We start from the raw sequence: 22,118 nt of genomic DNA on the forward strand, positions 1-22,118 counted from the left end.
GGAGGGGATCACTCCCCGGGCCGTCACGGCGCCGCAGGCGGGCCTCCGGCCACGGTCCGGTACCAGAGCGGGCACGAACCGGTAAAGGCCCCGGTGCGCGTGTTGACGCGGTCTGGACGACGACCTAGCGTCCGCCGCCGACCATGCGCCGGAAACGCGGTTGACACGCGTCCGGCACGAAAGCAGTTCCAGGAGGACCAGTGCGTCGAAGTGTGATCAGCCTCGCCCTGGCGAGCACCGTGGTGCTCGCCGCGTGCGGAGGCGGGGACGAGGGGTCCGGTGGCGGCGGCGGTGGCGGCGGCGAGGGTGGCGGCCTGACCGCGATCCGCGTGGGCGCCATCCCGATCGTGGACGTGGCCCCGCTCTACCTCGGCATCCAGCAGGGCATCTTCGAGGACGCCGGCCTGGAGGTGGAGCCCTTCCTCGCCCAGGGCGGCGCGGCGATCGTGCCGGCCGTCGTGAACGGGGAGGCCCAGTTCGGCTTCTCCAACATCACCAGCCTCCTGCAGGCCACGGGTCGCGGGGTCCCGCTGGCCCTGGTGGCCCCCGGGCCGGGCGCCACCGGCAACGCCGAGGACGACTTCGCCGCCGTCGTCGTCCCCACCGACAGCCCGATCCAGACCTCGGCGGACCTCGCCGGCAAGCGGGTCGCGATCAACTCGATCAACAACATCAGCGACACCGTCGTCCGCGAGAGCGTGCGGCAGGCCGGTGGCGACCCGGCGAGCATCCAGTTCGTCGAGATCCCCTTCCCGGACATGCCGGCCGCCGTCAGCACCGGCCAGGTCGACGCGGCCTTCGCCGTGGAGCCCTCGGCCACCGTCGGCGAGAGCCAGGGCCTGCGCCGGGTCTCGGCCCCCTACACCGAGACCGACGACGACCTGACGGTCGCCGGCTACTTCACCTCCGACCAGTACGCGGCGGAGAACCCCGACGTGGTCGAGGCCTTCGTCGAGGCGATGGTCGAGGCCCAGGAGTACGCCCAGGCCAACCCCGACCAGGTCCGTGAGGTGCTCGGCGAGTACACCCAGATCTCGCCGGAGATCGCCCAGCAGCTGACGCTGCCCACCTTCCAGAGCGAGATCAACCGCGAGTCGGTCGAGCTGCTGCTCCAGCTGGGCAACGAGGACGGGATCATCGAGGGCGACGTCGAGCTGGACCAGCTCTTCCTCGAGAACTGAGCCAGGACCCCCTGCAGGGGGTCGACGCCGGGCCCCGTCCCCCTCCACCGCGGAGGGGGACGGGGCCCGGTGCGTTCAGCCGGTCAGGCCGGTGTGGGCGGCGAGGAACGCCAGCTGGTCGGCCGCCAGCCCGACGGTGCGGCTGACCGCGCGGGCGCCGTGGCCGACCTCGGTCTCCCGGCGCAGCAGCACCGGCGCCGACGCCGTGGTCGCGTGCTGCAGCGCCGCGGCGAGCTTGCGCGCGTGCAGGGGGTCGACCCGGGTGTCGGACTCGAACGTCGTGAACAGCACCGCGGGGTAGGCGGTGCCCTCGACCACCCGGTGGTAGGGCGAGTAGCCCAGCAGCCAGCCCAGCTCGGTCGGGTCCTCGGCGGTGCCGTACTCGTCGTTCCAGGTGCGGCCCAGGCCGAAGCGCTCGTAGCGCACCATGTCCAGCAGGGGTGCGCTGCAGACCACCGCCGCGGCGAGGTCGGGCCGCTGGGTCAGGGTGGCCCCGACCAGCAGGCCGCCGTTGGACCCGCCCATCACCGCCAGCTGCGCGTGCGTCGTCCAGCCCTGTGCCACGAGGTGCTCGCCGGCCGCGGCGAAGTCGTCGAAGACGTTCTGCTTGCGTTCGCGCATGCCGGCCCGGTGCCACTCCTCGCCGTGCTCGGAGCCGCCGCGCAGGTTGGCCACCGCCCACACGCCCCCGGCCGCGACCCACGCCAGCGCCTGCGCCGAGTACCCGGGGGTGAGGGCGACGTTGAAGCCGCCGTAGCCGTAGAGCACGGTCGGCCGCGGCGTGTCCGGCGTCCCGGTCCCGGACACCACGAACAGGTGCACGGGCGTGCCGTCGGCGGAGGTCGCGTGGGTCTCCACCACCCGCACCTGCGGCACCTCCCCGGCCACCGGCGCCTGCTCCCAGCCGGTCAGGGCCGTCGGGTCGGCGGCGTCCCAGCGCAGCACCGACGGCGGCGTGGCGTGGTCGGTGAAACCCACCCACGCGGTGCTGCCGCCCTCGGGGGGCGCGCTCACGCCCGAGACGCTGCCCGGGCGCAGCGCGGTCACCTCGGCCACCCGGCCGGAGCCGTCCCCGGCCCACACCGACAGCCGGTCGGTGGCGTCGACCGAGTGCACCGCGAGGACCTGCAGGCCGCCGTCCGGGCCGTCGACGAGCGCGACGTCGGTGAGGACGCCGTCCTCCTGCTGCGGGACGACGTCCCGCCACGCCTCCGGCGCCCAGGACGACGGGTCGGCCGGGTCGGCGACCGCCAGCCGCCAGCGCGGGGTGCCGCGGTCGCTCATCAGCCACAGCCGGCCGTCGCGGGCCACCCAGGCGGCGGTCTGGGCGTCGACCCCGACCTGCAGCTCGCGCAGGGCGGCGTCCCCGGCCAGGTCCGCCACCCACACGTCGTCGCGCGGGGCGGTGCCCACGGACGCGGAGACGACCAGCCACCGGCCGTCCCGGCTGGTGCGCACGCCGAAGTAGGTCGAGGGGTCGCTGCCCTCGCCGTGCACGAGGACGTCGCCGTCCGGGTCGGTGCCGACGCGGTGGCGCCACACCCGCCGGTGGAACTGCTCCTCCCCGGCGGGCACGAGCCCGGGCGCCAGCCTGCGGACGTAGAACAGCTCCTCGCCACCGGGCAGCCAGGCCACGGGGGAGTAGCGGCAGCGGTCGACGGGCCCGTCGAGCTGCTCGCCGGTGGCGACGTCGAGCACGTACAGCCGCGACTCCTCGTCGCCGCCGGTGGACAGCTGGTAGGCCAGCCGGTCGCCCTCCCAGGACGGTGACCACGCGTCGAGGGTGGTGGTGCCGGAGGGGTCGACGGCCATGGGGTCCACCAGCACCCGCTCGGTGCCGTCGGGTTCGCGCACGCGCAGGACCGCGTGCTCCTGCCCGGGGTCGCGCCGGGTGGAGAACCCCCGGCCCGCGCGCCACACCGGGACGCCGACGGCGCCGGCGTGCACCAGCTGCTCCAGGCGAGCGGCGAACCGGTCGCGCAGGGGCAGGGCGGCCAGGGTCTCGGCGGTCAGGGCGTCCTGCGCCCGGGTCCACTCGACCGTCCGCGGGTCGGCCGGGTCCTCCAGCCAGCGGTACGGATCGGCGACGGGGTGGCCGTGCAGGTGCTCGACGAGGTCGAGCCGGGGGGCTTCGGGATAGCGCACCCGCGCCACGGTAACGAGGCTCCCGTCGCCTCCCGAAGGCGCGCGGGCCCGGGTGCAGGTCAGAATGGGGGTGCCCACGGGTCGCACTGCACCCGGCGCGCGGCCCTGGGCGCCCGGAGGTGCCCCGTGCCGCGTCCTCACCACGGGTCGTCCGCAGGCCATCCAGGTCCGCGGCGCGACCCCCACTCCCCACCGCAGCTGCCTGCACCCGCGCGCGTCACCAGCGCCGCCACGCTGCTGCTCAACGCCACGTACGAGCCGCTGTGCGTCGTCTCCAGCCGCCGCGCCATCGTGCTCGTGCTCGCCGAGAAGGCCGTCTCCGTCGACTGCGCGGCGGAGGAGGTGCACTCGGAGTCGGTGACCCTCCCGGTGCCCGTCGTCGTCCGGCTGACCCGCTACGTGCGGGTGCCCTACCCGGCGCAGGTGCCGCTGTCCCGGCGGGCGGTGTTCACCCGCGACGGCTCCACCTGCGTGTACTGCGGGAGCTCGGCGACGAGCATCGACCACGTCGTCCCCCGCAGCCGCGGCGGCACCCACACCTGGGACAACGTGGTCGCGGCCTGCCGCCGCTGCAACCACACCAAGGCCGACCGGTCGCTGGCGGAGCTGGGGTGGAAGCTGCCCAACCCACCGCGCACGCCCAGCGGCGCGGCCTGGCGGCTGCTCGGCGCCCGCACCGTCGACCCCCGCTGGCGGGAGTGGCTGGGCGTGCCGGAGAGCGTCAGCGCATGAGCTCACCCGCGACCGCCAGACGGTTGTGGGCGCTGGGCGAGCCGTACCACGCGCTCACCTACTTCGCCGACGAGTGCCGGTCGGCCGCCGAGGCGGCCGGCCTGGACGGCTTCTGGTCGACCTACTTCGCGTTGCGCGCCGCCCCGCTGGGCCCGGTCGGCCCCGAGGTGGTGACGGCGACCTTCTACAACTTCGCGCCGTCGTTCGTGGCCCGCCGGGTGCCGGCCGTCTGGCGGTCGGTGACCCCGGAACGGGCGCTGCAGGCCCGGCTGGAGGGGGTGGACGCCGCGGTCCGGCGGGTGCTCGGCGCCGACTGGCCGGGCTCGGCGGAGGCCGCGGAGCTCGCCGGCCTGCTCACCGCCGCCGCCCGCGCGACCGACCTGCCCGGCCGCCCCCTCGCCGCGGCCAACGCCGGCCTGCCGGTGCCCGAGCAGCCGCACCTGGCGGTGTGGCAGGCCCTCACCACCCTGCGGGAGCACCGGGGCGACGGGCACAACGCCGCGCTGCTGCAGCGGGGGATCTCCGGGGTGGCCGCGCACGTCTTGGCGGCCGCGGCGGGCCGCACGGAGAAGGAGTGGCTCATGCGCGCCCGCGGCTGGGACGCCGAGGCGTGGGGCGCCGCCGTCGAGGACCTCACCGGCCGCGGCTGGCTGGCGGGCGAGGAGCTCACCGCCGAGGGCGCCGCGATCGCCGCCGTGGTCGAGGCCGACACCGACCGGCTGGCCCTGGGCCCGTGGCAGGAGCTGGGCGACGCGCGCTGCGACCGGCTGGCCGCCCTGCTCGGTCCCGTGCGGCGCGCCGTCCTGGCCGCCGGGCTGTGGCCGGAGCGCAACCCGATCGGCGTCCCCGACCCGGACTGATCCGCCTTTGTGGCCACTTCGGCCCCGCCACGGACGGCCGAAGTGGCCACGAAGGCCGGATCACGTGACCCGCGCGCGCTCCACCGGGTAGGCCTCGTGGGCGCCGGTCGCCAGCACCTCCCGGAACCGGTCCATCGCGTCCCACACGTCGACGAACCGCGTGTAGAGCGGCGCCGGGCCCAGCCGCACCCGGTCCGGCGTCCGGAAGTCGGGCACCACGCCGCGGTCGACCAGGGCCTGGGTGAGCTGCCAGGCCTGCGGGTGGGCGAGGGTGACGTGGGAGCCGCGCCGGGCCGGGTCCCGCGGTGAGGCCAGCGCCGCCCCCAGCGGGGCCAGCCAGGCGTCGGCCAGCGCCACGGTGAGCTCGCCCAGCGCGCGGCCCTTGGCCGCCAGCCGCTCGACCCCGGCCTCGGCGACCAGCCGGACCCCCACCTCGACCGCGGCCATGGCGACCACCGGCGGCGTTCCCACGCCGAACCGCTCGATGCCGGGCACCGGGTCGTAGGCCGGGCCCATCGCGAACTGGTCCCGCTGGCCGAACCAGCCCCAGATCGGCTGGCGCAGCTGCTCCTGCAGCTCGCGGCGCACGTAGAGGAACGCCGGGGCCCCGGGACCGCCGTTGAGGTACTTGTACGTGCAGCCGACGGCGAGGTCCGCGCCGTTCGCGGCCAGGTCGACCGGCACCGCGCCGGCCGCGTGCGAGAGGTCCCACAGCACCAGCGCGCCCGCCGCCCGGGCGGCCGCGGTGACCGCGGCGACGTCGGCCAGCGCCCCGGAGCGGTAGGCCACGGCGGAGAGGACGACGACGGCGACCCGCTCGTCGAGCGCGGCGGCGAGCACGGCCGGGTCCAGCCCCTCGTCGACGTCGGCCGGCACCTCCCGCACCGTCAGCCCGCGGGCGGCGGCGACCCCGGCCACGACGTAGCGGTCGGTGGGGAAGTCGTCGGCGCAGCAGACGAGCACGTCGCGGCCCGGGCGCGCGTCGGCCGCGGCGACCAGCAGCTTGTAGAGGTCGACCGACGTCGAGTCGCTGACCAGCACCTCACCCGGCCGGGCGCCCAGCACCCCGTCGGCGAGCAGGTCGCCGATGCGCGTGGCGGTGCCGATCCACGACGACCACGAGCCCACCAGGCCGCCCGCCCACTCCTCCTCCACGACGCGGGCCAGGGCGGCGGGGGTCTCCCGGGGCATCCGCCCGAGGGAGTTGCCGTCGAGGTAGAGCACGTCGTCGTGCTCGGTGCCGGCGAACCGGGCGCGGAAGCCGGCCAGCGGGTCCGCGGCGTCCAGGTGCGCGGCTGCGGTGCGGGAGAGGTCCACGCCGTCCTGTCTACCGGGCTAGCGTCCCCGGGCGTGACGCCGGGAACGCAGCTGCACGACCTCACCGCGCTCGAGCAGGCCGCCGCCGTCCGCGGCGGGGAGGTCACCCCCACCGAGCTGGTCGAGCACGCGCTGCGCCGGATCGAGGCCCTCGACCCGGGCCTGGGGGCGTTCCTCACCGTGACCCCCGAGCGGGCGCTGGCCGCGGCCCGCCGGGCCGAGCAGCGGCTCCGGCGCGGCGGGGACCTGCCGCCGCTGCTCGGCGTCCCGACCGCGATCAAGGACCTCAACAACACCGCCGGCGTCCGGACGACGTTCGGCTCGGCGCTGTTCGCCGACAACGTCGCGACCGTGGACGACGCCGTGGTGGCCAAGCTGGCCGATGCCGGCACCATCAGCGTGGGCAAGACGAACACCCCCGAGTTCGGCTTCCCCTGCTACACCGACAACGTCCTGGCCGGTCCGGCGCGCTGCCCCTGGGACCGCACCCGCCTGGCCGGCGGCTCCAGCGGGGGCGCGGCGGTGGCGGTGGCCGCGGGGATGCTGCCGTTCGCGCAGGGCAGCGACGGAGGCGGGTCGATCCGCATCCCGGCCAGCATCAACGGGCTGTACGGCATCAAGCCGAGCCGGGGCCGGGTCAGCAACGCGCCCCTCGGCGCCGACGTCACCGGCCTGGGCACCAACGGGCCGCTGGCCCGCACCGTGCGCGACGCCGCGGCGATGCTCGACGCGATGGCCGGGCCGGTGACCGGGGACGCCACCTGGGCGCCGCCGCCCCCACCGGGGGAGACGTTCCTCGGCTACGCCGAGCGGCCGGTCGGGCGGCTGCGCATCGGCCGGCACCTGACCTCGCCCATGCCCGACGCCACGCTGGAGCCGGAGGTGCAGACGGCCTTCGACGAGGCGTCCCGCCTGCTCGAGGACCTCGGGCACGACGTCGAGGACGTCCCGGGCGGCCTGCTCGGGCCGGACGTGCTGGCGGCCTTCGAGCGGGCCTGGACGCTGTCGGGGACGCTGCTGCCGGTGCCCCCCGAGCGGGCGGGGGAGCTGCGGCCGCTCACCCGGGAGCTGCGCGCCCGCGGGCTGGCGCAGTCGGCGCAGTCGGCGATGGAGGCGCTGACCGCGCTGCGGCTGTTCTCCCGCCGCTTCCTGCAGGCGACCGCGCGGTTCGACGTCCTGCTGGCCCCGGTCACCACGATGACGCCGCGCCCGCTGGGCTGGTTCGACGCCGACGGGGACGGCGCCGCCGACTTCGAGCGGCAGAAGCGCTATGCGGCGTTCACCGCCGTCTTCAACGTCACCGGGCAGCCCGCGGTGAGCGTCCCGCTGCACTGGACCGACGGCGGCCTGCCCGTGGGCACCATGCTCGTGGGCCGGCCCGCCGACGAGGCGACGCTGATCGCGCTCTCGGCCCAGCTGGAGGCGGCCCGGCCGTGGGCGGGACGCCACCCCGCGGGGTGGGACTGACCAGGAGTCGCGGGGCGGCTGACGGTAGGTTGGGGGCCGTGACCGTCGTCGAGACCCTCCTCGTCTACGTGGCCGCCCCGCTGGCCGTCGTGGCCCTCCTGGCGCTGCTGACGTACCTGCCCGGAGCGCGCAACCGGAAGGCCCGGTACAAGCCGGGCCAGCCGTGGGAGCACGAGCCCGTCTGGTTCGAGCCGCACACCGCCTCCGGCGGGCACGGGGCCGGCCACGACGGCGCGCACGCCCTGACGGCCGGGCCGTCGACGGCCGGCCGCCCCTACGGCGGCGCCCGCGGGACCTGGTGACGGCATGAGCACCCGCACCCCCACCGAGACCGCCCCGGGAGGCCGGAGATGACCCGCGCGCTGGAAGCCACGTCGCACGACACGGCGACGTCCGCCGGTACGGCGCCGACGCGCACCGACGAGGCCGAGACGCCGACCTCGATCTTCAGCGACCGGGAGCTGATGCGCCTGGACGAGGCGCTGACGATGTCGTCCCGCGAGACCGGGCTGCGGTTCACGCTCTACCTGGGCGACCTCGGGCCGCAGACCCGGCGCCGTGCCGAGGAGCTGTTCGAGCACTCCGGCGGCAACCTCACCGAGTCCGTGCTGCTGGCGATCTCGCCCGGGCAGCGGGTCGTGGAGGTCGTCGTGGGCGCGGCCGCGTCGCGCCGGCTGCCCGACCGGGCCTGCGCGCTCGCGGTGCTGTCGATGACCAACGCCTTCGCCTCCGGTGACCTGGTCGGCGGCATCGTCAACGGGCTGCGGCAGCTGTCGGACCAGGCCGGTCACCCGCGGTACCTGCGCACGCACTGACGCACCGGACGCACGAGGCCCAGGACCACCCGGTCCTGGGCCTCGTGCGTCCTGCGGTCCGGACGGGGCCGGCTCAGTCGTTCGCGGCGGCGTCCCGCTCGCGGGCCCGCAGCGCCCGGGCGATCCCGTCCCGGCCCTCGGCGACCAGCCGCCGCAGCGGGGCGGGGTGGTCCTCGCCGGCCAGCCAGGCGTCCGCGGCCTGCACCGTGCGCAGCTCGACCACCGGCGGGAACAGGTACTGCACCGCGTTCTTGGCGATCTCGCCGGGACGGCGGTCCCACAGCGGGCGGATGTCGGTGAAGTACCGCTCCACGTAGCCGGCGGTCAGCTGCCGCTGGGCCGGGTGCCAGAACCCCTGCAGCATCGCCTCGTGCACTGCGTTCGGGATGGTGTCGTCGGTGAAGGCCCGCTGCCAGGTCTCCTCCTTGGACTCCGCCGTCGGGCGCAGCGCCCTGGCCGTGGCCGCGCGGCGGGCGCCGGTGGCGGTCGCGTCGCGGATCTCCTCGGCCTCGATCTCGGCGTCCCCGGCCGCGCCGATGGCGACCAGCCCGTGCAGGAACGCCCAGCGGGCGTCGGCGTCCACCGGCAGCCCCTCGACGACGTGCGAGCCGTCCAGCAGCCGCCGCAGGAAGGCGGCGTGCGCCTCGGTGCGGGCCGCACCGGCGAAGGTCCGTGACCACTGAAGCTGGGTGTCGCTGCTCGGCTCGGCCGTCTCCAGCGCGGCCAGCGCCTTGTCGGCGAGGGCCTGCCAGCCGGTCTCGGCCCAGCGCGGGTCGGCGTAGCTGGCCAGCGCGGTCTGCACCCGGGCCAGCAGGGACTGGACGACGCTGATCTCGGTCTCGGCGTCCACCCCGGCCAGCACGAGCCCCACCCAGTCGCGGGCCGGCAGCTCGGCGTCCCGGGTCATGTCCCAGGCCGCCGACCAGCACAGCGCCCGGGCCAGGGAGTCGGGGACGGTGCCGATGCCGGCCCGCAGCGTGGCCAGTGACCGGTCGTCGAGGCGCAGCTTGGCGTAGGTCAGGTCGTCGTCGTTGACCAGCACGAGGTCCGCGGCCGGGTGCCCGACCAGCTCCGGCACCTCGGTGCGCTCCCCGTCGACGTCGAGCTCCACCCGCGTGGTGCGGGTCAGCCCGTCGGGGCCGGTGTCGTAGAGACCCACGGCCAGCCGGTGCCGGCGCAGCACCGGGTGCTCGGGCACCGCGGTCTGCTCGATGGCGAAGGAGGCGTACCGGCCGTCGTCGGTGAGCTCGAGGACCGGCCGCAGGGTGTTGACCTGGCTGGTCTGCAGCCACTGCTCGGCCCACGCGGTGAGGTCCCGGCCGGTGGCCTCCGACAGCGGGTCGAGCAGGTCGGCGAGGGTGGTGTTGCCGTACTCGTGCGTGCGGAAGTACCGCTGCACGCCGCGGAGGAACTCCTCCCGGCCGACGTAGGCGACCAGCTGCTTGAGCACCGAGGCGCCCTTGGCGTAGGTGATGCCGTCGAAGTTCACCTCGACGGCGGCGACGTCGACCATGTCGGCGGCGATCGGGTGGGTCGAGGGCAGCTGGTCCTGCGCGTAGGCCCACGCCTTCTCGGTGTTGGCGAACGTCGTCCACGCCGTCGTGTACTCGGTCGCCTCGGCCTGGCACAGGGTGGAGATGTAGGTGGCGAAGGACTCGTTGAGCCACAGGTCGTCCCACCAGCGCATGGTGACCAGGTCGCCGAACCACATGTGGGCGAGCTCGTGCAGCACCGTCTCCGCGCGCCGCTCGTAGCGGGCGCGGGTCGCCTTCGACCGGAAGACGTAGTCCTCGAGGATGGTGACCGCGCCGGCGTTCTCCATCGCCCCGGCGTTGAACTCCGGCACGAACAGCTGGTCGTACTTGTCGAACGGGTACGGGTAGTCGAAGACCCGGTGGTAGAAGTCGAAGCCCTGCTTGGTGACCCGGAACAGCTCCTCCGGGTCGAGGTGCTCGGCCAGCGAGGCGCGGCAGTACAGCCCGAGCGGGATGCCGTCGTGGGAGTCGGTGACCCGCGCGTAGGGCCCGGCGACCAGCGCCAGCAGGTAGGTCGACAGCCGCTTGGTCGGCGCGAAGTGCACCAGCTGCGAGCCCGCGGGCCCCGCCTCGACCGTGCGCCCGCCGGTGTTGGACACGACCTGCCAGTCGAACGGCGCGGTGACGTGCACCGTGTAGGTGCCCTTGAGGTCGGGCTGGTCGAAGCAGGCGAACACGCGCTTGGCCTCGGCCGGCTCGAAGTGCGTGTACAGGTAGACCTGACCGTCCTCCGGGTCGACGAAGCGGTGCAGCCCCTCCCCGGAGTTGGAGTACCGGCAGTCGGCCGCGACGACGAGGGTGTTCTCCGGGGCCAGCCCGGGCAGCGGCAGGCCGCCCTCCTCGGTGTAGGTGGCGACGTCCAGCTCCACCCCGTTGAGCGTGGCCGAGCGCACCCGCTCGGCGACCAGGTCGATGAACGTGTCGGCGCCGGGCTCGCGGCAGGTGAACCGCACCGTGGTGGTCGAGCCGAAGGTCTGCTCGCCGGGACGCCCGGCGCCGTCGGTCAGGTCGAACTGGACGTCGTAGCTGTCCACCGCGAGCAGCTGGGCGCGGCGGGCGGCGTCATCGCGGGTCAGGTTGGGTACGGCCACGCACGGCAGCTTCCCACGGAGGGCCGACGCCCCTCCCCGGACGACGGCGGACCGCCGTCCGGTTGAGGGAACAACCACCGCGCCGTCCCACTTGGGGACGGCAGGACAGCCACCCGGCGCACCGTCGCCAGCGAGGAGGACACATGACCGAGGCAGTGCAGAGCGCTCCCGTGAAGGCCCGCGTCGACTTCTGGTTCGACCCCCTGTGCCCGTGGGCCTGGCTCACCAGCCGCTGGGTGCTGGAGGCCGCCAAGGTCCGCGACATCGACCTGCACTGGCACGTCATGTCCCTGGCCGTGCTCAACCGCGGCCGCGACCTGCCGCCGGAGTACCAGGAGATGATGACCAAGGCGATCGGCCCGGTCCGGGTCGCGATCGCCGCCGCGCAGCAGCACGGTGACGAGGTCCTCGGCGACCTCTACACGGCGATGGGCACGCTGCGCCACCACGAGGGCGTCGAGCTCGACGAGCTCATCGCCCCCGCGCTGGAGCGGGTCGGGCTGCCCGCGTCGCTGGCCGAGGCCGCGTCGTCCACCGAGTACGACGAGGCCCTGGAGAAGAGCCACCACGAGGGCATGGACCCCGTCGGTGACGACGTCGGCACGCCGGTCATGCACATCGACGGCGTGGCCTTCTTCGGCCCGGTGATCAGCAGGGTCCCGACCGGGGAGGACGCCGGCAAGGCCTTCGACGGCGCGGTCCTGCTGGCCAACCTGCCCGACTTCTGGGAGCTCAAGCGCACCCGGCTGTCCGGGCCCGACATGGACTCCGTCCCGGCCGACGCCCTCGAGATCACCCGCCGCGGCTGAGGGCCCGCGCTGCAGGGCCCCTGCAGCGGGGCCGGACGGGCGCGGCATGCTGACCGTGTGTCGCGTCCCGTCCGCCAGCGCATCCTCATCACCGGCGCGAGCTCCGGGCTCGGCGAGGGCATGGCCCGCCGGTTCGCGCGGATGGGCCGCGACCTGGCCCTCGCCGCCCGCCGCACCGACCGGCTCGAGGCCCTCCGCGACGAGCTGCTCGCCGCCCACCCCGGCGTCCGCGTGGTCACCGCGGCCCTCGACGTCGACGACGCCGCCATGGTGGAGAAGGTGGTGCCGGAGCTCGCCGCGGAGCTCGGCGGCGTCGACCGGTTCATCGCCAACGCCGGCATCGGCAAGGGCGCCTCGGTCGGCACCGGCACCGCGTGGGCGAACCGGGCCACGCTGTTCACCAACGTGCTGGGCACCCACGCCCAGTGCGAGGCGGCGGTCGAGCTGTTCCGGGCGCAGGGCAGCGGGCACCTCGTGGTGGTGTCCTCGGTCGCCTCGGTCCGCGGCATGCGCGGCACCCGGACGGCGTACGGCGCCAGCAAGGCCGCGCTCAACGCGCTCGCCGAGGGCATCCGCTCCGACCTCCTGGGCAGCGGCATCCGGGTGACCACGGTCCTGCCCGGGTACATCGCCACCGACATCAACGTCGGCCGCCGCGGGCCGTTCACCGTCGACCTCGACACCGGCGTCGACGCGCTCACCGCGGCGATCGAGCGGGAGCCGGTGCGCGCCTACGTCCCGGAGTGGCCGTGGCGCCCGGTCTCGGCGCTGCTGCGGGTGCTGCCGCTGCCCGTCGTCCGCCGGGTCACCTAGGCCGGGTCGCGGCCGTGCGCATCGTGGCCGGGTCGTAGGGGCCGTCGTCCGGCCGGCCGGCCCGGACGGCGGCGAGCACCGCCAGCAGCTCCTCCCGCTGCGCGCCCACGAAGGCCGCGTCGACGACGGCGCCGTGCCCGGGGACCACCGGGCCGCGGGCCAGCGCGTGCAGCCGGCCCAGCGTGGCCGGCCACTCGGCGGGGAAGGCGTCGTCGAAGGCCGGCGGTGCGCCCTCCTCCACGAGGTCGCCGGCGAAGACGGTGTTCCCGTCGCGGCCGTCCTCGACCTCCACGACCAGGTCGTGCGCGGTGTGCCCCCGCCCGAGGAACCGCAGGACCACCTCCCGGCCACCGACGTCGAGGTGCGCCACGTCGTCGACCAGGGCGTCGGGCGGGTCCAGCGGCGCCGCCCGCACCCGCGCCGCGCCCGCCGCGTCGCCGGCGGCCAGCAGCTCGGCCACCCGCGCGGCGCGCTGGTCCTCCCCGGTGGCCCGGACCGCCTCCGCGCACCCGGGGGTCCCCCAGACCGTCGCCGGGCGGAAGGCCGCGTTGCCGAAGCAGTGGTCGTAGTGGGCGTGGGTGTTGACCACCGTCCACGGGGCCGGTGTGACCCGGCGGACCGCCGCGGCCAGGTCGGCGGCCTCGCCCAGGTCCGAGCGGGTGTCCACGACCAGGCAGGCGCCGTCGCCGACGACCAGCCCGCAGTTGAGGTCCAGCGACGCGTGCCGCCGGACGAAGACGCCGTCGGCGACCTCCGTGAACGTCACCAGCTGATCCGCATCGGCCTGCCGCGCGCGTCGACCGAGCCGTCGCCGACGCACTCGGCGGTGCCGGCGGCCAGCCGTGCGGCCGACCACGCGGCGGCGCAGGCGTCGAGGGCGTCGAGGGCCGGTACCCCCGCGGGTGCCCCGGCCAGCGCCTCCTCGATGTCCATCACCGGGCGCAGCGCCCGCAGCCGCTGGACCGTCCCGCGGGCGGTGCCCTTGGCGTCGCGCACGGCGCCGTCGAGGGCGCGGAAGGCCAGCTCGGGGTGGACCTCGGCCACCCGCGGGTCCGGCGGGTCGCCGAGCGCGTCGTCGAGGTCGCGGACGGCGGCGACCAGCTGCCACGTCTGCGCCGACGGCGCCCGCGCCCCGGCGGTGGCGGCCCGGCTCAGCTCGCGGGCGGAGGCGTAGTCGCGGGCGGCGAGGACCGCGCGCACCGGGGCGGGGAAGACCGAGCCGGCCGCACCGCGCCCGCGCAGTGCGTGCCGGGCGGCGACGTCGCACGCCCGCACGCCGTCGTCCGACAGCCCGATCGGCATGTCGATGCCGACCGCCTCGACGCCGGGGACGGCGAGGACGGCGGCGGCGTCCGGCAGCACCGCGAGGGTCACCGTGCGGCCCTCGAGCCGGGCGCCGACCCACTGCCCGCGCCAGCCGTCGACCCCCAGCACCGCCACCCCGGCAGCCTGACAGACTCGCCGCCATGCGCGTCTTCGTCGGCACCGACCACGCCGGGCTGGAGTTCAAGGAGCACCTCAAGCAGGCGCTCACCGAGGCCGGGCACGAGCCCGTCGACTGCGGGGCGTTCGAGTACGACGCCCAGGACGACTACCCACCGTTCTGCTTCGAGGTCGGCGAGCGCACGGTCACCGAGCCCGGCAGCCTCGGCGTGGTCATCGGCGGCTCGGGCAACGGCGAGCAGATCGCGGCCAACAAGGTGCCGGGGGTGCGCGCCGCCCTGGTGTGGAACCGGGCGACCGCCGAGCTCGCCCGCCAGCACAACGACGCCAACGTGGTCTCCATCGGCGCCCGGCAGCACAGCGTCGAGGAGGCCACCGAGCTGGTGCTGACCTTCCTCGCCACGCCGTTCAGCGGCGACGAGCGGCACGCCCGCCGGATCGGCCTGGTCACCGACTACGAGCAGAACCGGCACCGCCCGGCCGGCGGGCTGCCCACGCGGGAGGACCCGGTCTGAGGCGTTCGGCCGCGCCGCGGGGCCCCGCTCAGAAGTCGTCAGGACACCACGGGCTGACCGGCCACCGGAACGCCGTCGCCGCGAGCGTGACCGCCCCCGGGCTGACCTCGCTCACCCGGCCGGCGGCCTGCAGGGTGGCCAGCGAGACGCCGCCCAGGTAGGCGGCCGCCAGCGCCGCCACGTCCACGACCAGGTCGGGGTCGCTGTCGGTCGGCGCGCAGAAGCCCCCGGACGGGCCGGCGGTCAGCGCCCAGCGCCCGTCGTTCCACGGGCAGAAGGGGTCGCGGACCTCGAACACCAGGTTGATCGGCGTCGGGTAGCGGCGGGCGGACAGCGCGCGGCCCACGTCCACCAGCCGCACCCACAGGGCGTCGACCGGCCGGGCGTGCAGCGCCCGGGCGTCGGTGAGCAGCCACCGCAGCGGGTCGTCGTCCGAGGCCGAGGGGACCTTGACCGTGCGGACCAGGTCGATGCCCAGCAGGAACCGCCAGAGCGCGGCGTACGCCGGGGTGCCGGTGGCGCGGACCTCCTCGACGGTGAGCGTGGCGTCGGGTTCGCCGCCGTCGGTCCACGCCTCCTTCACCCGGTAGGCCGCGTAGCCGGTGACCGTGCCGTCGGGGTCGGTGTGCACCAGGTACCGCCGCTCGGTGGCGCCGTGCCGCTGGCCGGGCTCGTCGCGCAGGGCGCGGTCCCACCAGACGTCACCGCGCGCCAGGTTCCCCGGCACGTGGCGCCGCACGCGGTCGTACAGGCCGACGGCGGCGGCGCGGTACTCCTCGACCGTCACCAGGTCCACCCGGCCGTCGCCGGCGTCCACGTCGGGGCGCAGCCCCAGCCGGTGCACCGCGCCGGACAGGTTGCCCTTCCAGGTGGCCGGCGCATACCCGTAGCGGCCGTAGATCGGCGCCTCCGCGGCCCACAGCGCGGCGACCGGCTCGCGGCCCTGCTCGTGCAGCTCGGTCAGCTGGCGCCGCATGATCGCGCTGAGGATGCCCCGCCGGCGGTGCGTCGGGGAGACGGTGACCCAGGTGACCCCGGCACACGGGACGACGGCGCCGGGCACGGTGAGCTCCCGGCTGTAGATGCCGGCCGTGGCCACGACCCGCTCGCCGTCCCACAGCCCCAGGGACCGGTCGAGCTCGGCGGTCGGCGGCACCGACTCGACGAACGAGCCGGTGGCCTCCTCCCCGAAGACGTGCAGCATGGCGCGGCTGAACGCCGGCCACTCCTCGGGCGTGGCGGGGCGCAGGCCGTCAGCGGGATCGGTCACCGGGGTTGTCTACCCGGGGCCACCGACACCGCGCGAACGGGTTCCGGATGATGACGGCATGGCGGGTGCGCGCAGCTGGGCGGAGATGCTGACCGGGATCGAGGAGCGGCTGGTCGCCACCACGGGGGACGACGTCGCCACCTGGGCGCGGCGGGTCCGCGAGACCGGGCTGGACACCGAGCCGGAGGTGCGGGCCTGGCTGGCCGGGCAGGGGATCACCGGGTACGGGCAGATGGTGCTGGTGATGGAGCGGTTCGGGTACCCGGACTTCCTCACCGCGACCGCCGACGAGCTGGTCGACGCCCAGTACGCCGACCGGCCGCAGCTGCGCCCGGTGCTCGACGCGGTCCTCACCGCGGCGTCCGGCGTGGGGGAGGGGCACGTGCAGGCGCGCAAGGGCTACGTCAGCCTGGTGGGCCCGCGCCGCACCTACGCCGTCGTCCAGGCCTCCACGCGCACCCGGGTCGACCTCGGGCTGCGGCTGCCCGGCCGCGAGCCCGCCGGCCGGCTGCTGCCCGCGCGCAGCATCGGCAACGGTGCCTGCACCGTCCGCCTGGCGCTCACCACGGCGTCGGACGTCGACGACGATGTCGTGGCCCTGCTCGCGGAGGCGCACGCCGCCAACCGCTGACCGCGCCGCCCGGCTGCGCCAGGATCGCGCCCATGGCCGCCACCCCGGACGACGTCCGCGCCCTCGCCCTGGCGCTCCCGGAGACCACCGAGCGCCCGGCCTGGGACATGGCCTGCCTGCGCGTGCGGGACAAGGTCTTCGCCTCCATGCCGCCCGACGAGAGCTGGGTGGCGATCCGCCTGGCGGAGGGCGAGAACCGGGCGCTGGCCGGGGAGCGGCCCGGCGTCTTCTCGGTGCCGCACCACTACCGGAACTCCACGATGGTCGTCGTCGACCTGGCCGCGGTGGACGCCGGCGAGCTGGCCGAGCTCCTCACCGAGGCCTGGCGGCTGCGGGCACCGGCCCGGCTGCGCGCCGCCTTCGACGAGGCTCAGCTGCGGAGGTAGGCGAGGGTGGCCATCACCCGGCGGTGCTGGTCCTCGTCCTGGGCGAGGTCGAGCTTGGCGAAGATCCGCTGGGTGTGCTTCTCCACGGCGCCCTCGGTGACCACCAGCCGCCGCGCGATCGCGCTGTTGGAGTGGCCCTCGGCGATCAGCCCGAGCACCTCGCGCTCCCGCGGGGTCAGCCGGCGCACCGGGTCGTCGGCGCGGCGGCGGGCGAACAGCTGCGCGACCACCTGCGGATCGAGCACGGTGCCGCCGCCCACGACGTCGGTGAGCGCGGCGAGGAACGAGTCGAGGTCGGTGACGCGGTCCTTGAGCAGGTAGCCCACGCCGCCGCGGCCGTCGGCGAGCAGCTCGTCGGCGTAGGCGACCTCGACGTACTGGGAGAGCACGAGCACCGCCGTCCCGGGCACGGTGGCGCGAGCCTCGACCGCGGCCCGCAGTCCCTCGTCGGTGTGCGTGGGCGGCATCCGGACGTCGACCACCGCGACGTCCGGACGGTGCTCGGCCACCGCCCGGACCAGCGAGGGGCCGTCGCCCACGGCGGCGACCACCTCGCAGCCCTCCTCCTCCAGCAGGCGGACCAGGCCCTCCCGGAGGAGCACCGAGTCGTCGGCGATCACGACCCGCACGGCAGCTCCGCGACCAGCCGGGTGGGCCCGCCGCGCGGGCTGTCGACGGTCAGGACGCCGTCCACCGCGCGCAGCCGGTCGGCCAGCCCGGCCAGGCCGTGCCCGGGAGCGAGGACGGCGCCGCCGGAGCCGTCGTCCTCGACGGTGACCCGCAGGGCCGGACCGGCCGCCACGACCACCACCTGGACGGTCGTGGCGCCACTGTGCTTGGCCACGTTGGCCAGGGCCTCGCTGACGACGAAGTAGGCGGTGTTCTCCACGGCCGGGGCCAGCCGCTGCCCGGGCAGGTCGACGGCGAGCTCGACCGGCACCGGCGAGCGGGCCGCGACGGCGGCCAGCGCGGCGGCCAGGCCGCGGTCGGCGAGCACCGGAGGCGCGATGCCGCGGGACAGCGCCCGCAGCTCCTCCAGCGCCTCCTTGGCCAGGACGGCGGCCTCGCCGAGCGTCTCGCGGGCCGCCTCCGGGTCGCGGTCGAGCTGCCGCTGGGCGCGGGAGAGGTCCATGCCCAGGCGCACCAGGTGCTGCTGCGGCCCGTCGTGGATGTCGCGCTCCAGCCGGCGCAGCGCCACCGCCTCGGCGGCGACCGCGGCGTCGCGGCCCTCGGCCAGCCGGCCGAGCTCGGCCTGCGTGGCCGCGCGGGAGGTCAGCAGCGCCCGGCCGAGCTGCGCCTGCAGCAGCGCCGCCCCGCGCACGGCGAAGGGCAGCACGACGGCGAAGAGCAGGCCGACGGTGGTGTAGAGCAGGATCCGCCGCCCGGAGGTGCTCTCGAAGCCGAGCAGCTCCAGCAGGTCGGTGTTCCCCGGGTCGCGGGAGGCGTCGGGCAGCGACCAGTCCCACAGGCCGTAGGTGAGGCCGCCCAGCGCGCCGGCCCAGGAGGTCACGGTGACGACGAAGGACAGGATCGCGAACGGGAAGCGGAGCAGGGCGTGCAGCGCGTCCAGCCAGCACTGCGGGTCGCGCAGCGGGGTGGTCAGCCGGCGGACGGCCCGGCCCTCGGCGGTCCGGTAGCCCGGGCGCGGCAGCGGCCGGTCGAGCACCCCGGGCAGCCAGGCCCGCTCGACGGCCGCCAGCCCCCGGGCGGCGACCAGCGTGGCGGCGAGGACGGCGACGCCGACCCAGACGACCAGCAGCCCCGCGCCGGCCGCCAGACCGGTGACCACCAGGACGAACGCGGCGATCGCGACGGGGAAGGCGACCAGCGAGTAGGCGGTGTCCACGCCCAGCTGCCGCAGCACCCCGCGGGTGCGCGCCGCCGGTGAGGGGGACACGGTGGGCCGGACGGCGGTGTCGGTCATGGCGTCGAGCCTGGTCGCGGGCGGGGTCCGGCCCCATCCCGCCAGCCGGTCGATCGGGTGTCGGGCTGGCCCGACAGCGCTGCGGTCCTCATGTCGGGTCGATGCTCTGGCGCGGCGGCGCGGGTGTCCAGCACCCGCCGCTCGTTAGGGTCGGGCCAGCCGGGCCCGCCGACGACGTCGCGCCCCCCGCGCGAGCGGCTGCCCGGCGGGGGAGGGAGCCGTGCGCGCTCCAGCGGTGCCGATCGCCCTGACCGCCGTCCTGCTGGCCACCGGCTGCGGCGCGAGCCCGTCGGGAGAGGCGGAGGCGGAGTCGCCGGTGGGGGCGGCCACCTCGACGCCCGACGCCCGGCTCACCCTCGTCGCCGACGAGGACGCGGTCGCCTCGGCGGCCTCGTCCAGCCGCGCCCTGTTCGACACCGCGGAGGTCGCCGTCGTGGCCCGCGACGGTGACGAGGCCGGGACCCTGCTGGCCGCCTCGGCGGCGGTCGGTCTCGGTGTCCCGCTGCTCGTCGAGCCCGGCGACGGAGCGCCGGCCGACGCCCTCACCGCCGAGCTGGACCGGCTCGGCACCACCACCGTGCTCGCGGTCGGCGACGCCGAGGGCGCCGGCGCCGCGGAGGTGGTCGCCGTCCCCGCCTCGGCGGAGTCGGTCGCCGCGGCCACCGGGCTGGACCTCGGGGAGACCCGCGAGGTGGAGGACGACGGCGCGGCCGCCGCGGTGGCGGCGCTCGACGGCGGGCAGCCGGTCGCGCTGCTCGCCGGGGACGACGCGGCCGCGGCAGGGGACGTCGACCGGCTCCCGCCGGTGGAGCGCGCCGCGCCCCTGGAGGACACGCTGGTCCTCGCCACCGGGGCAGCGTCCACGGTGGCCGGCATCGCCACCGCCCGCGCGGCCGGGGCCACGGTGCACCTCGCCGGCGGGACCGACCCGCGGGGCGACGCCGGCCTGGTCGACCTGCTCGCCGAGCGCCGGCCCGGGGCGGTGGTGGCCCTCGGACCGGACTACGGCGGCGAGGACGGCCTGGACTGGAAGCTCGAGACCGCGGCCACCGGGCGGCAGCTGCCCGGCGGCGGGCAGCTGCTGTTCCCCGGGCACTTCCTCGTCGCGCTCTACGGCTCGCCGGGCACCGGTGCGCTCGGCGTCCTCGGCGAGCAGGACCTGACGGCGGCGATCGAGCGGGCCCGCGCGCACGCGGCGCCCTACGAGCCGCTGGTCACCGACGCCACCGTCGTCCCGGCGTTCGAGATCATCGCCACCGTGGCCTCGTCGGTCGCCGGGCCGGACGGCAACTACTCCACCGAGCTGCCGGTCGAGGAGCTGCGCCCGTGGGTGGAGGCGGCGGGGGAGGCCGGCCTCTACGTCGTCCTGGACCTCCAGCCCGGCCGCACCGACTTCGTCACCCAGGCCGAGCAGTACCGGTCGCTGCTGGAGCTGCCGCACGTGGGCCTGGCCCTGGACCCGGAGTGGCGGCTGGGCCCGGGGCAGGTGCACCTGACCCAGATCGGCACGGTGTCGGTCGACGAGGTCAACCGGGTGGTCACCTGGCTGGCCGACCTCACCCGCGCCGGGGACCTCCCGCAGAAGCTGCTGGTGCTGCACCAGTTCCAGGTGCGGATGATCCCGGAGCGGGAGCGGCTGGACACCTCCCGCGACGAGCTGGCGGTCATGGTCCACGCCGACGGCCAGGGCGGGCAGGGGGACAAGCAGGCGACGTGGGGGACGCTGCGGCAGACCAACCCCGACGCGGTGTCCTGGGGCTGGAAGAACTTCTACGACGAGGACGCGCCGATGCTCACCCCCGAGGAGACGATCGCGCAGGTCAGCCCCCGACCTCAGCTGATCAGCTACCAGTAGGCGCCGACCCCTCCCGTTTCGTCGGTGCCCTGTGGTCTCCTGGCGCGGCCGTCGCAGAGGAGGCCCACGTGACCGTCGTCGACACCGAGCTCGACCCCCGGCTGCTCGAGCACCGCCGGGAGCTGACCGGCTACTGCTACCGCATGCTCGGGTCGGCGTTCGACGCCGACGACGCGGTGCAGGAGACGATGGTCCGGGCCTGGCGGGGCCTGGCCGACTTCGAGGGCCGCTCGGCGCTGCGCTCGTGGCTGTACCGGATCGCCACCAACGTCTGCCTGGACCAGCTCTCCGGCCGGCAGCGCCGCGCGATGCCCATGGACCTCTCCGGGTCGCCGTGGCAGCCGGTGGAGGCCTCGCTGTCCGCGCGCCGGCCGGCCGAGGCGTGGGTGGAGCCGGTGCTCGACCGCCAGGTCGTCGCCGACGACGCCGACCCCGCCGAGCAGGCGGTGCAGCGGGAGTCGATCCGGCTGGCCTTCATCGCCGCGCTGCAGCACCTGCCGCCGCGCCAGCGCGCGGTGCTGCTGCTGCGCGAGGTGCTGCGCTGGAAGGCCGACGAGGTGGCGCAGCTGCTCGACACCACGGTCGCCTCGGTGAACAGCGCGCTGCAGCGGGCGCGGGCCACCCTGGCCGCCGTCGGCGGCGAGGTCGAGCCGCAGCCGCTGGAGGACGACGAGCGCGACCTGCTGGAGCGCTACGTCGACGCCTTCGAGCGCTACGACATCGACGCCTTCGTGGCGCTGCTGCACGAGGACGCCACCCAGCACATGCCGCCGTTCGAGATGTGGCTGCGCGGTGCGCAGGACATCGGCACCTGGATGCTCGGGCCCGGGTCGGGGTGCCGGGGCTCGCGGGTGCTGCCCACCCGCGCCAACGGCTCGCCCGCCTTCGCCCAGTACCGCCCCCGCGAAGGAGGTGGTCACGAGCCGTGGGCGCTGCACGTGCTCGAGCTGCGCGACGGCCGGATCGCGCACGTCTCGAGCTTCCTCGACCTGGACAACGAGCTGTTCCGGCGGCTCGGCCTGCCCGTCGAGCCGGCCTGATCCCGGAGCGCGGCGTGCCCCACACCGAGTTCACCGAGGGCGTCCACGAGGAGCGGCACCGCGACGGCTCGCTGCGGGCCCGCGGTCCCGTCGTCGACGGCCGGCCGCACGGCTACTGGGAGTGGTTCCGGCTCGACGGCACCCGGCTGCGGTCGGGCTCCTTCGACGCGGGCGAGCCCGTGGGCGAGTGGACGACCTACGACGCGAGCGGCGCCCCGTACAAGGTGACCGACCGGGGGTAGTCACGCCGGCTCCACGAGACGGTCTCCGCGGTGTCGGCGGCCCCGGT

The 22,118-nt window shown here is 76.0% G+C and carries 22 protein-coding genes; 14 read left to right on the plus strand and 8 right to left on the minus strand.

Going from position 1 to position 22,118, the window contains the following annotated elements:
- The first annotated feature begins 200 nt into the window (after window positions 1-200).
- Window positions 201-1,181, plus strand: a complete 981-nt coding sequence (locus ACI79E_RS02750; RefSeq protein WP_456931016.1) for an ABC transporter substrate-binding protein — start codon at window positions 201-203, stop codon at window positions 1,179-1,181.
- Between the two features lie 75 nt (window positions 1,182-1,256).
- On the opposite strand, the gene ACI79E_RS02755 is transcribed toward ACI79E_RS02750, so the two are convergent.
- A complete protein-coding gene (locus ACI79E_RS02755; protein WP_456931017.1) occupies window positions 1,257-3,326 on the minus strand; it encodes a prolyl oligopeptidase family serine peptidase in 2,070 nt (689 codons plus the stop codon).
- Window positions 3,327-3,452: 126 nt separating this feature from the next.
- On the opposite strand from ACI79E_RS02755, the gene ACI79E_RS02760 reads away from it, so the two are divergent.
- Both ACI79E_RS02760 and ACI79E_RS02765 read left to right on the plus strand, forming a co-directional pair.
- Window positions 3,453-4,058, plus strand: coding sequence for an HNH endonuclease (locus tag ACI79E_RS02760; RefSeq protein ID WP_456931018.1), 606 nt, complete (start codon window positions 3,453-3,455; stop codon window positions 4,056-4,058).
- Window positions 4,055-4,918: an SCO6745 family protein gene (locus ACI79E_RS02765; protein WP_456931019.1), complete on the plus strand. Its 864-nt coding sequence runs from the start codon at window positions 4,055-4,057 to the stop codon at window positions 4,916-4,918. Before ACI79E_RS02760 ends, ACI79E_RS02765 begins: the two co-directional genes overlap by 4 nt.
- A gap of 60 nt (window positions 4,919-4,978) precedes the next feature.
- Here the strand turns inward: ACI79E_RS02765 and kynU are convergent, their stop codons facing one another.
- Window positions 4,979-6,235 carry a kynureninase gene (gene kynU / locus ACI79E_RS02770; RefSeq protein WP_456931020.1) on the minus strand — a complete coding sequence of 419 codons (1,257 nt, stop codon included), beginning with the start codon at window positions 6,233-6,235 and terminating at the stop codon, window positions 4,979-4,981.
- A 33-nt stretch (window positions 6,236-6,268) separates the two neighbouring features.
- Here kynU and ACI79E_RS02775 point away from each other — a divergent pair, with 33 nt between their 5' ends.
- The 3 genes from ACI79E_RS02775 to ACI79E_RS02785 are packed head-to-tail and all read left to right on the plus strand — an operon-like array spanning window position 6,269 to window position 8,517.
- Window positions 6,269-7,702 carry an amidase gene (locus ACI79E_RS02775; protein WP_456931021.1) on the plus strand — a complete coding sequence of 478 codons (1,434 nt, stop codon included), beginning with the start codon at window positions 6,269-6,271 and terminating at the stop codon, window positions 7,700-7,702.
- A gap of 38 nt (window positions 7,703-7,740) precedes the next feature.
- A complete protein-coding gene (gene ctaJ / locus ACI79E_RS02780; protein WP_456931022.1) occupies window positions 7,741-8,004 on the plus strand; it encodes an aa3-type cytochrome oxidase subunit CtaJ in 264 nt (87 codons plus the stop codon).
- Between the two features lie 48 nt (window positions 8,005-8,052).
- A complete protein-coding gene (locus ACI79E_RS02785; RefSeq protein ID WP_456931023.1) occupies window positions 8,053-8,517 on the plus strand; it encodes a DUF5130 family protein in 465 nt (154 codons plus the stop codon).
- 73 nt (window positions 8,518-8,590) lie between these two features.
- Here ACI79E_RS02785 and pepN read toward each other — a convergent pair whose 3' ends face one another.
- Window positions 8,591-11,143: an aminopeptidase N gene (pepN, locus tag ACI79E_RS02790; protein WP_456931024.1), complete on the minus strand. Its 2,553-nt coding sequence runs from the start codon at window positions 11,141-11,143 to the stop codon at window positions 8,591-8,593.
- A 143-nt stretch (window positions 11,144-11,286) separates the two neighbouring features.
- Between pepN and ACI79E_RS02795 the strand changes: the two genes are divergently transcribed.
- Window positions 11,287-11,952 carry a mycothiol-dependent nitroreductase Rv2466c family protein gene (locus ACI79E_RS02795; RefSeq protein ID WP_456931025.1) on the plus strand — a complete coding sequence of 222 codons (666 nt, stop codon included), beginning with the start codon at window positions 11,287-11,289 and terminating at the stop codon, window positions 11,950-11,952.
- A 57-nt stretch (window positions 11,953-12,009) separates the two neighbouring features.
- On the plus strand, window positions 12,010-12,765 hold the full coding sequence (locus tag ACI79E_RS02800; RefSeq protein WP_456931026.1) for an SDR family oxidoreductase: 756 nt from the start codon (window positions 12,010-12,012) through the stop codon (window positions 12,763-12,765).
- On the opposite strand, the gene ACI79E_RS02805 is transcribed toward ACI79E_RS02800, so the two are convergent.
- The gene (locus tag ACI79E_RS02805; RefSeq protein WP_456931027.1) at window positions 12,758-13,531 is read right to left on the minus strand and encodes an MBL fold metallo-hydrolase; all 774 of its coding nucleotides are present in this window, start codon (window positions 13,529-13,531) and stop codon (window positions 12,758-12,760) included. The genes ACI79E_RS02800 and ACI79E_RS02805 overlap by 8 nt on opposite strands.
- Window positions 13,528-14,205 (minus strand): DUF429 domain-containing protein, encoded by a 678-nt coding sequence (locus ACI79E_RS02810; protein WP_456931028.1) that lies wholly within the window; start codon window positions 14,203-14,205, stop codon window positions 13,528-13,530. Before ACI79E_RS02810 ends, ACI79E_RS02805 begins: the two co-directional genes overlap by 4 nt.
- A gap of 26 nt (window positions 14,206-14,231) precedes the next feature.
- On the opposite strand from ACI79E_RS02810, the gene ACI79E_RS02815 reads away from it, so the two are divergent.
- Entirely contained in the window at window positions 14,232-14,723 is a 492-nt protein-coding gene (locus ACI79E_RS02815) for a ribose-5-phosphate isomerase (protein WP_456931029.1), read from the plus strand.
- Between the two features lie 28 nt (window positions 14,724-14,751).
- On the opposite strand, the gene ACI79E_RS02820 is transcribed toward ACI79E_RS02815, so the two are convergent.
- Entirely contained in the window at window positions 14,752-15,993 is a 1,242-nt protein-coding gene (locus ACI79E_RS02820; protein WP_456931030.1) for a GNAT family N-acetyltransferase, read from the minus strand.
- A gap of 58 nt (window positions 15,994-16,051) precedes the next feature.
- On the opposite strand from ACI79E_RS02820, the gene ACI79E_RS02825 reads away from it, so the two are divergent.
- Entirely contained in the window at window positions 16,052-16,624 is a 573-nt protein-coding gene (locus tag ACI79E_RS02825; protein WP_456931031.1) for a DUF5655 domain-containing protein, read from the plus strand.
- A 32-nt stretch (window positions 16,625-16,656) separates the two neighbouring features.
- Window positions 16,657-17,010 carry an MmcQ/YjbR family DNA-binding protein gene (locus ACI79E_RS02830; RefSeq protein ID WP_456931032.1) on the plus strand — a complete coding sequence of 118 codons (354 nt, stop codon included), beginning with the start codon at window positions 16,657-16,659 and terminating at the stop codon, window positions 17,008-17,010.
- Here the strand turns inward: ACI79E_RS02830 and ACI79E_RS02835 are convergent.
- Both ACI79E_RS02835 and ACI79E_RS02840 read right to left on the minus strand, forming a co-directional pair.
- Window positions 16,995-17,639, minus strand: coding sequence for a response regulator (locus ACI79E_RS02835; RefSeq protein ID WP_456931033.1), 645 nt, complete (start codon window positions 17,637-17,639; stop codon window positions 16,995-16,997). The genes ACI79E_RS02830 and ACI79E_RS02835 overlap by 16 nt on opposite strands.
- On the minus strand, window positions 17,627-18,934 hold the full coding sequence (locus tag ACI79E_RS02840; protein WP_456931034.1) for a sensor histidine kinase: 1,308 nt from the start codon (window positions 18,932-18,934) through the stop codon (window positions 17,627-17,629). Before ACI79E_RS02840 ends, ACI79E_RS02835 begins: the two co-directional genes overlap by 13 nt.
- 220 nt (window positions 18,935-19,154) lie before the next feature.
- Here ACI79E_RS02840 and ACI79E_RS02845 point away from each other — a divergent pair, with 220 nt between their 5' ends.
- From ACI79E_RS02845 to ACI79E_RS02855, 3 genes are all read left to right on the plus strand, one after another.
- A complete protein-coding gene (locus ACI79E_RS02845; protein ID WP_456931035.1) occupies window positions 19,155-20,789 on the plus strand; it encodes a hypothetical protein in 1,635 nt (544 codons plus the stop codon).
- 68 nt (window positions 20,790-20,857) lie between these two features.
- Entirely contained in the window at window positions 20,858-21,829 is a 972-nt protein-coding gene (locus tag ACI79E_RS02850; RefSeq protein ID WP_456931036.1) for a sigma-70 family RNA polymerase sigma factor, read from the plus strand.
- Window positions 21,830-21,843: 14 nt separating this feature from the next.
- Window positions 21,844-22,071, plus strand: coding sequence for a toxin-antitoxin system YwqK family antitoxin (locus tag ACI79E_RS02855; RefSeq protein ID WP_456931037.1), 228 nt, complete (start codon window positions 21,844-21,846; stop codon window positions 22,069-22,071).
- The last annotated feature ends 47 nt before the right edge of the window (window positions 22,072-22,118 follow it).

This window comes from Geodermatophilus sp. SYSU D00079, assembly GCF_054050635.1.

Excerpts from the sequence above, each read along its gene's own strand:
- ACI79E_RS02765 (WP_456931019.1), top strand. The coding sequence starts at position 4,055 with ATGAGCTCACCCGCGACCGCCAGACGGTTGTGGGCGCTGGGCGAGCCG.
- ACI79E_RS02785 (WP_456931023.1), top strand. The coding sequence starts at position 8,053 with ATGACCCGCGCGCTGGAAGCCACGTCGCACGACACGGCGACGTCCGCC.
- ACI79E_RS02795 (WP_456931025.1), top strand. The coding sequence starts at position 11,287 with ATGACCGAGGCAGTGCAGAGCGCTCCCGTGAAGGCCCGCGTCGACTTC.
- ACI79E_RS02815 (WP_456931029.1), top strand. The coding sequence starts at position 14,232 with ATGCGCGTCTTCGTCGGCACCGACCACGCCGGGCTGGAGTTCAAGGAG.
- ACI79E_RS02825 (WP_456931031.1), top strand. The coding sequence starts at position 16,052 with ATGGCGGGTGCGCGCAGCTGGGCGGAGATGCTGACCGGGATCGAGGAG.
- ACI79E_RS02830 (WP_456931032.1), top strand. The coding sequence starts at position 16,657 with ATGGCCGCCACCCCGGACGACGTCCGCGCCCTCGCCCTGGCGCTCCCG.
- ACI79E_RS02840 (WP_456931034.1), bottom strand. The coding sequence starts at position 18,934 with ATGACCGACACCGCCGTCCGGCCCACCGTGTCCCCCTCACCGGCGGCG.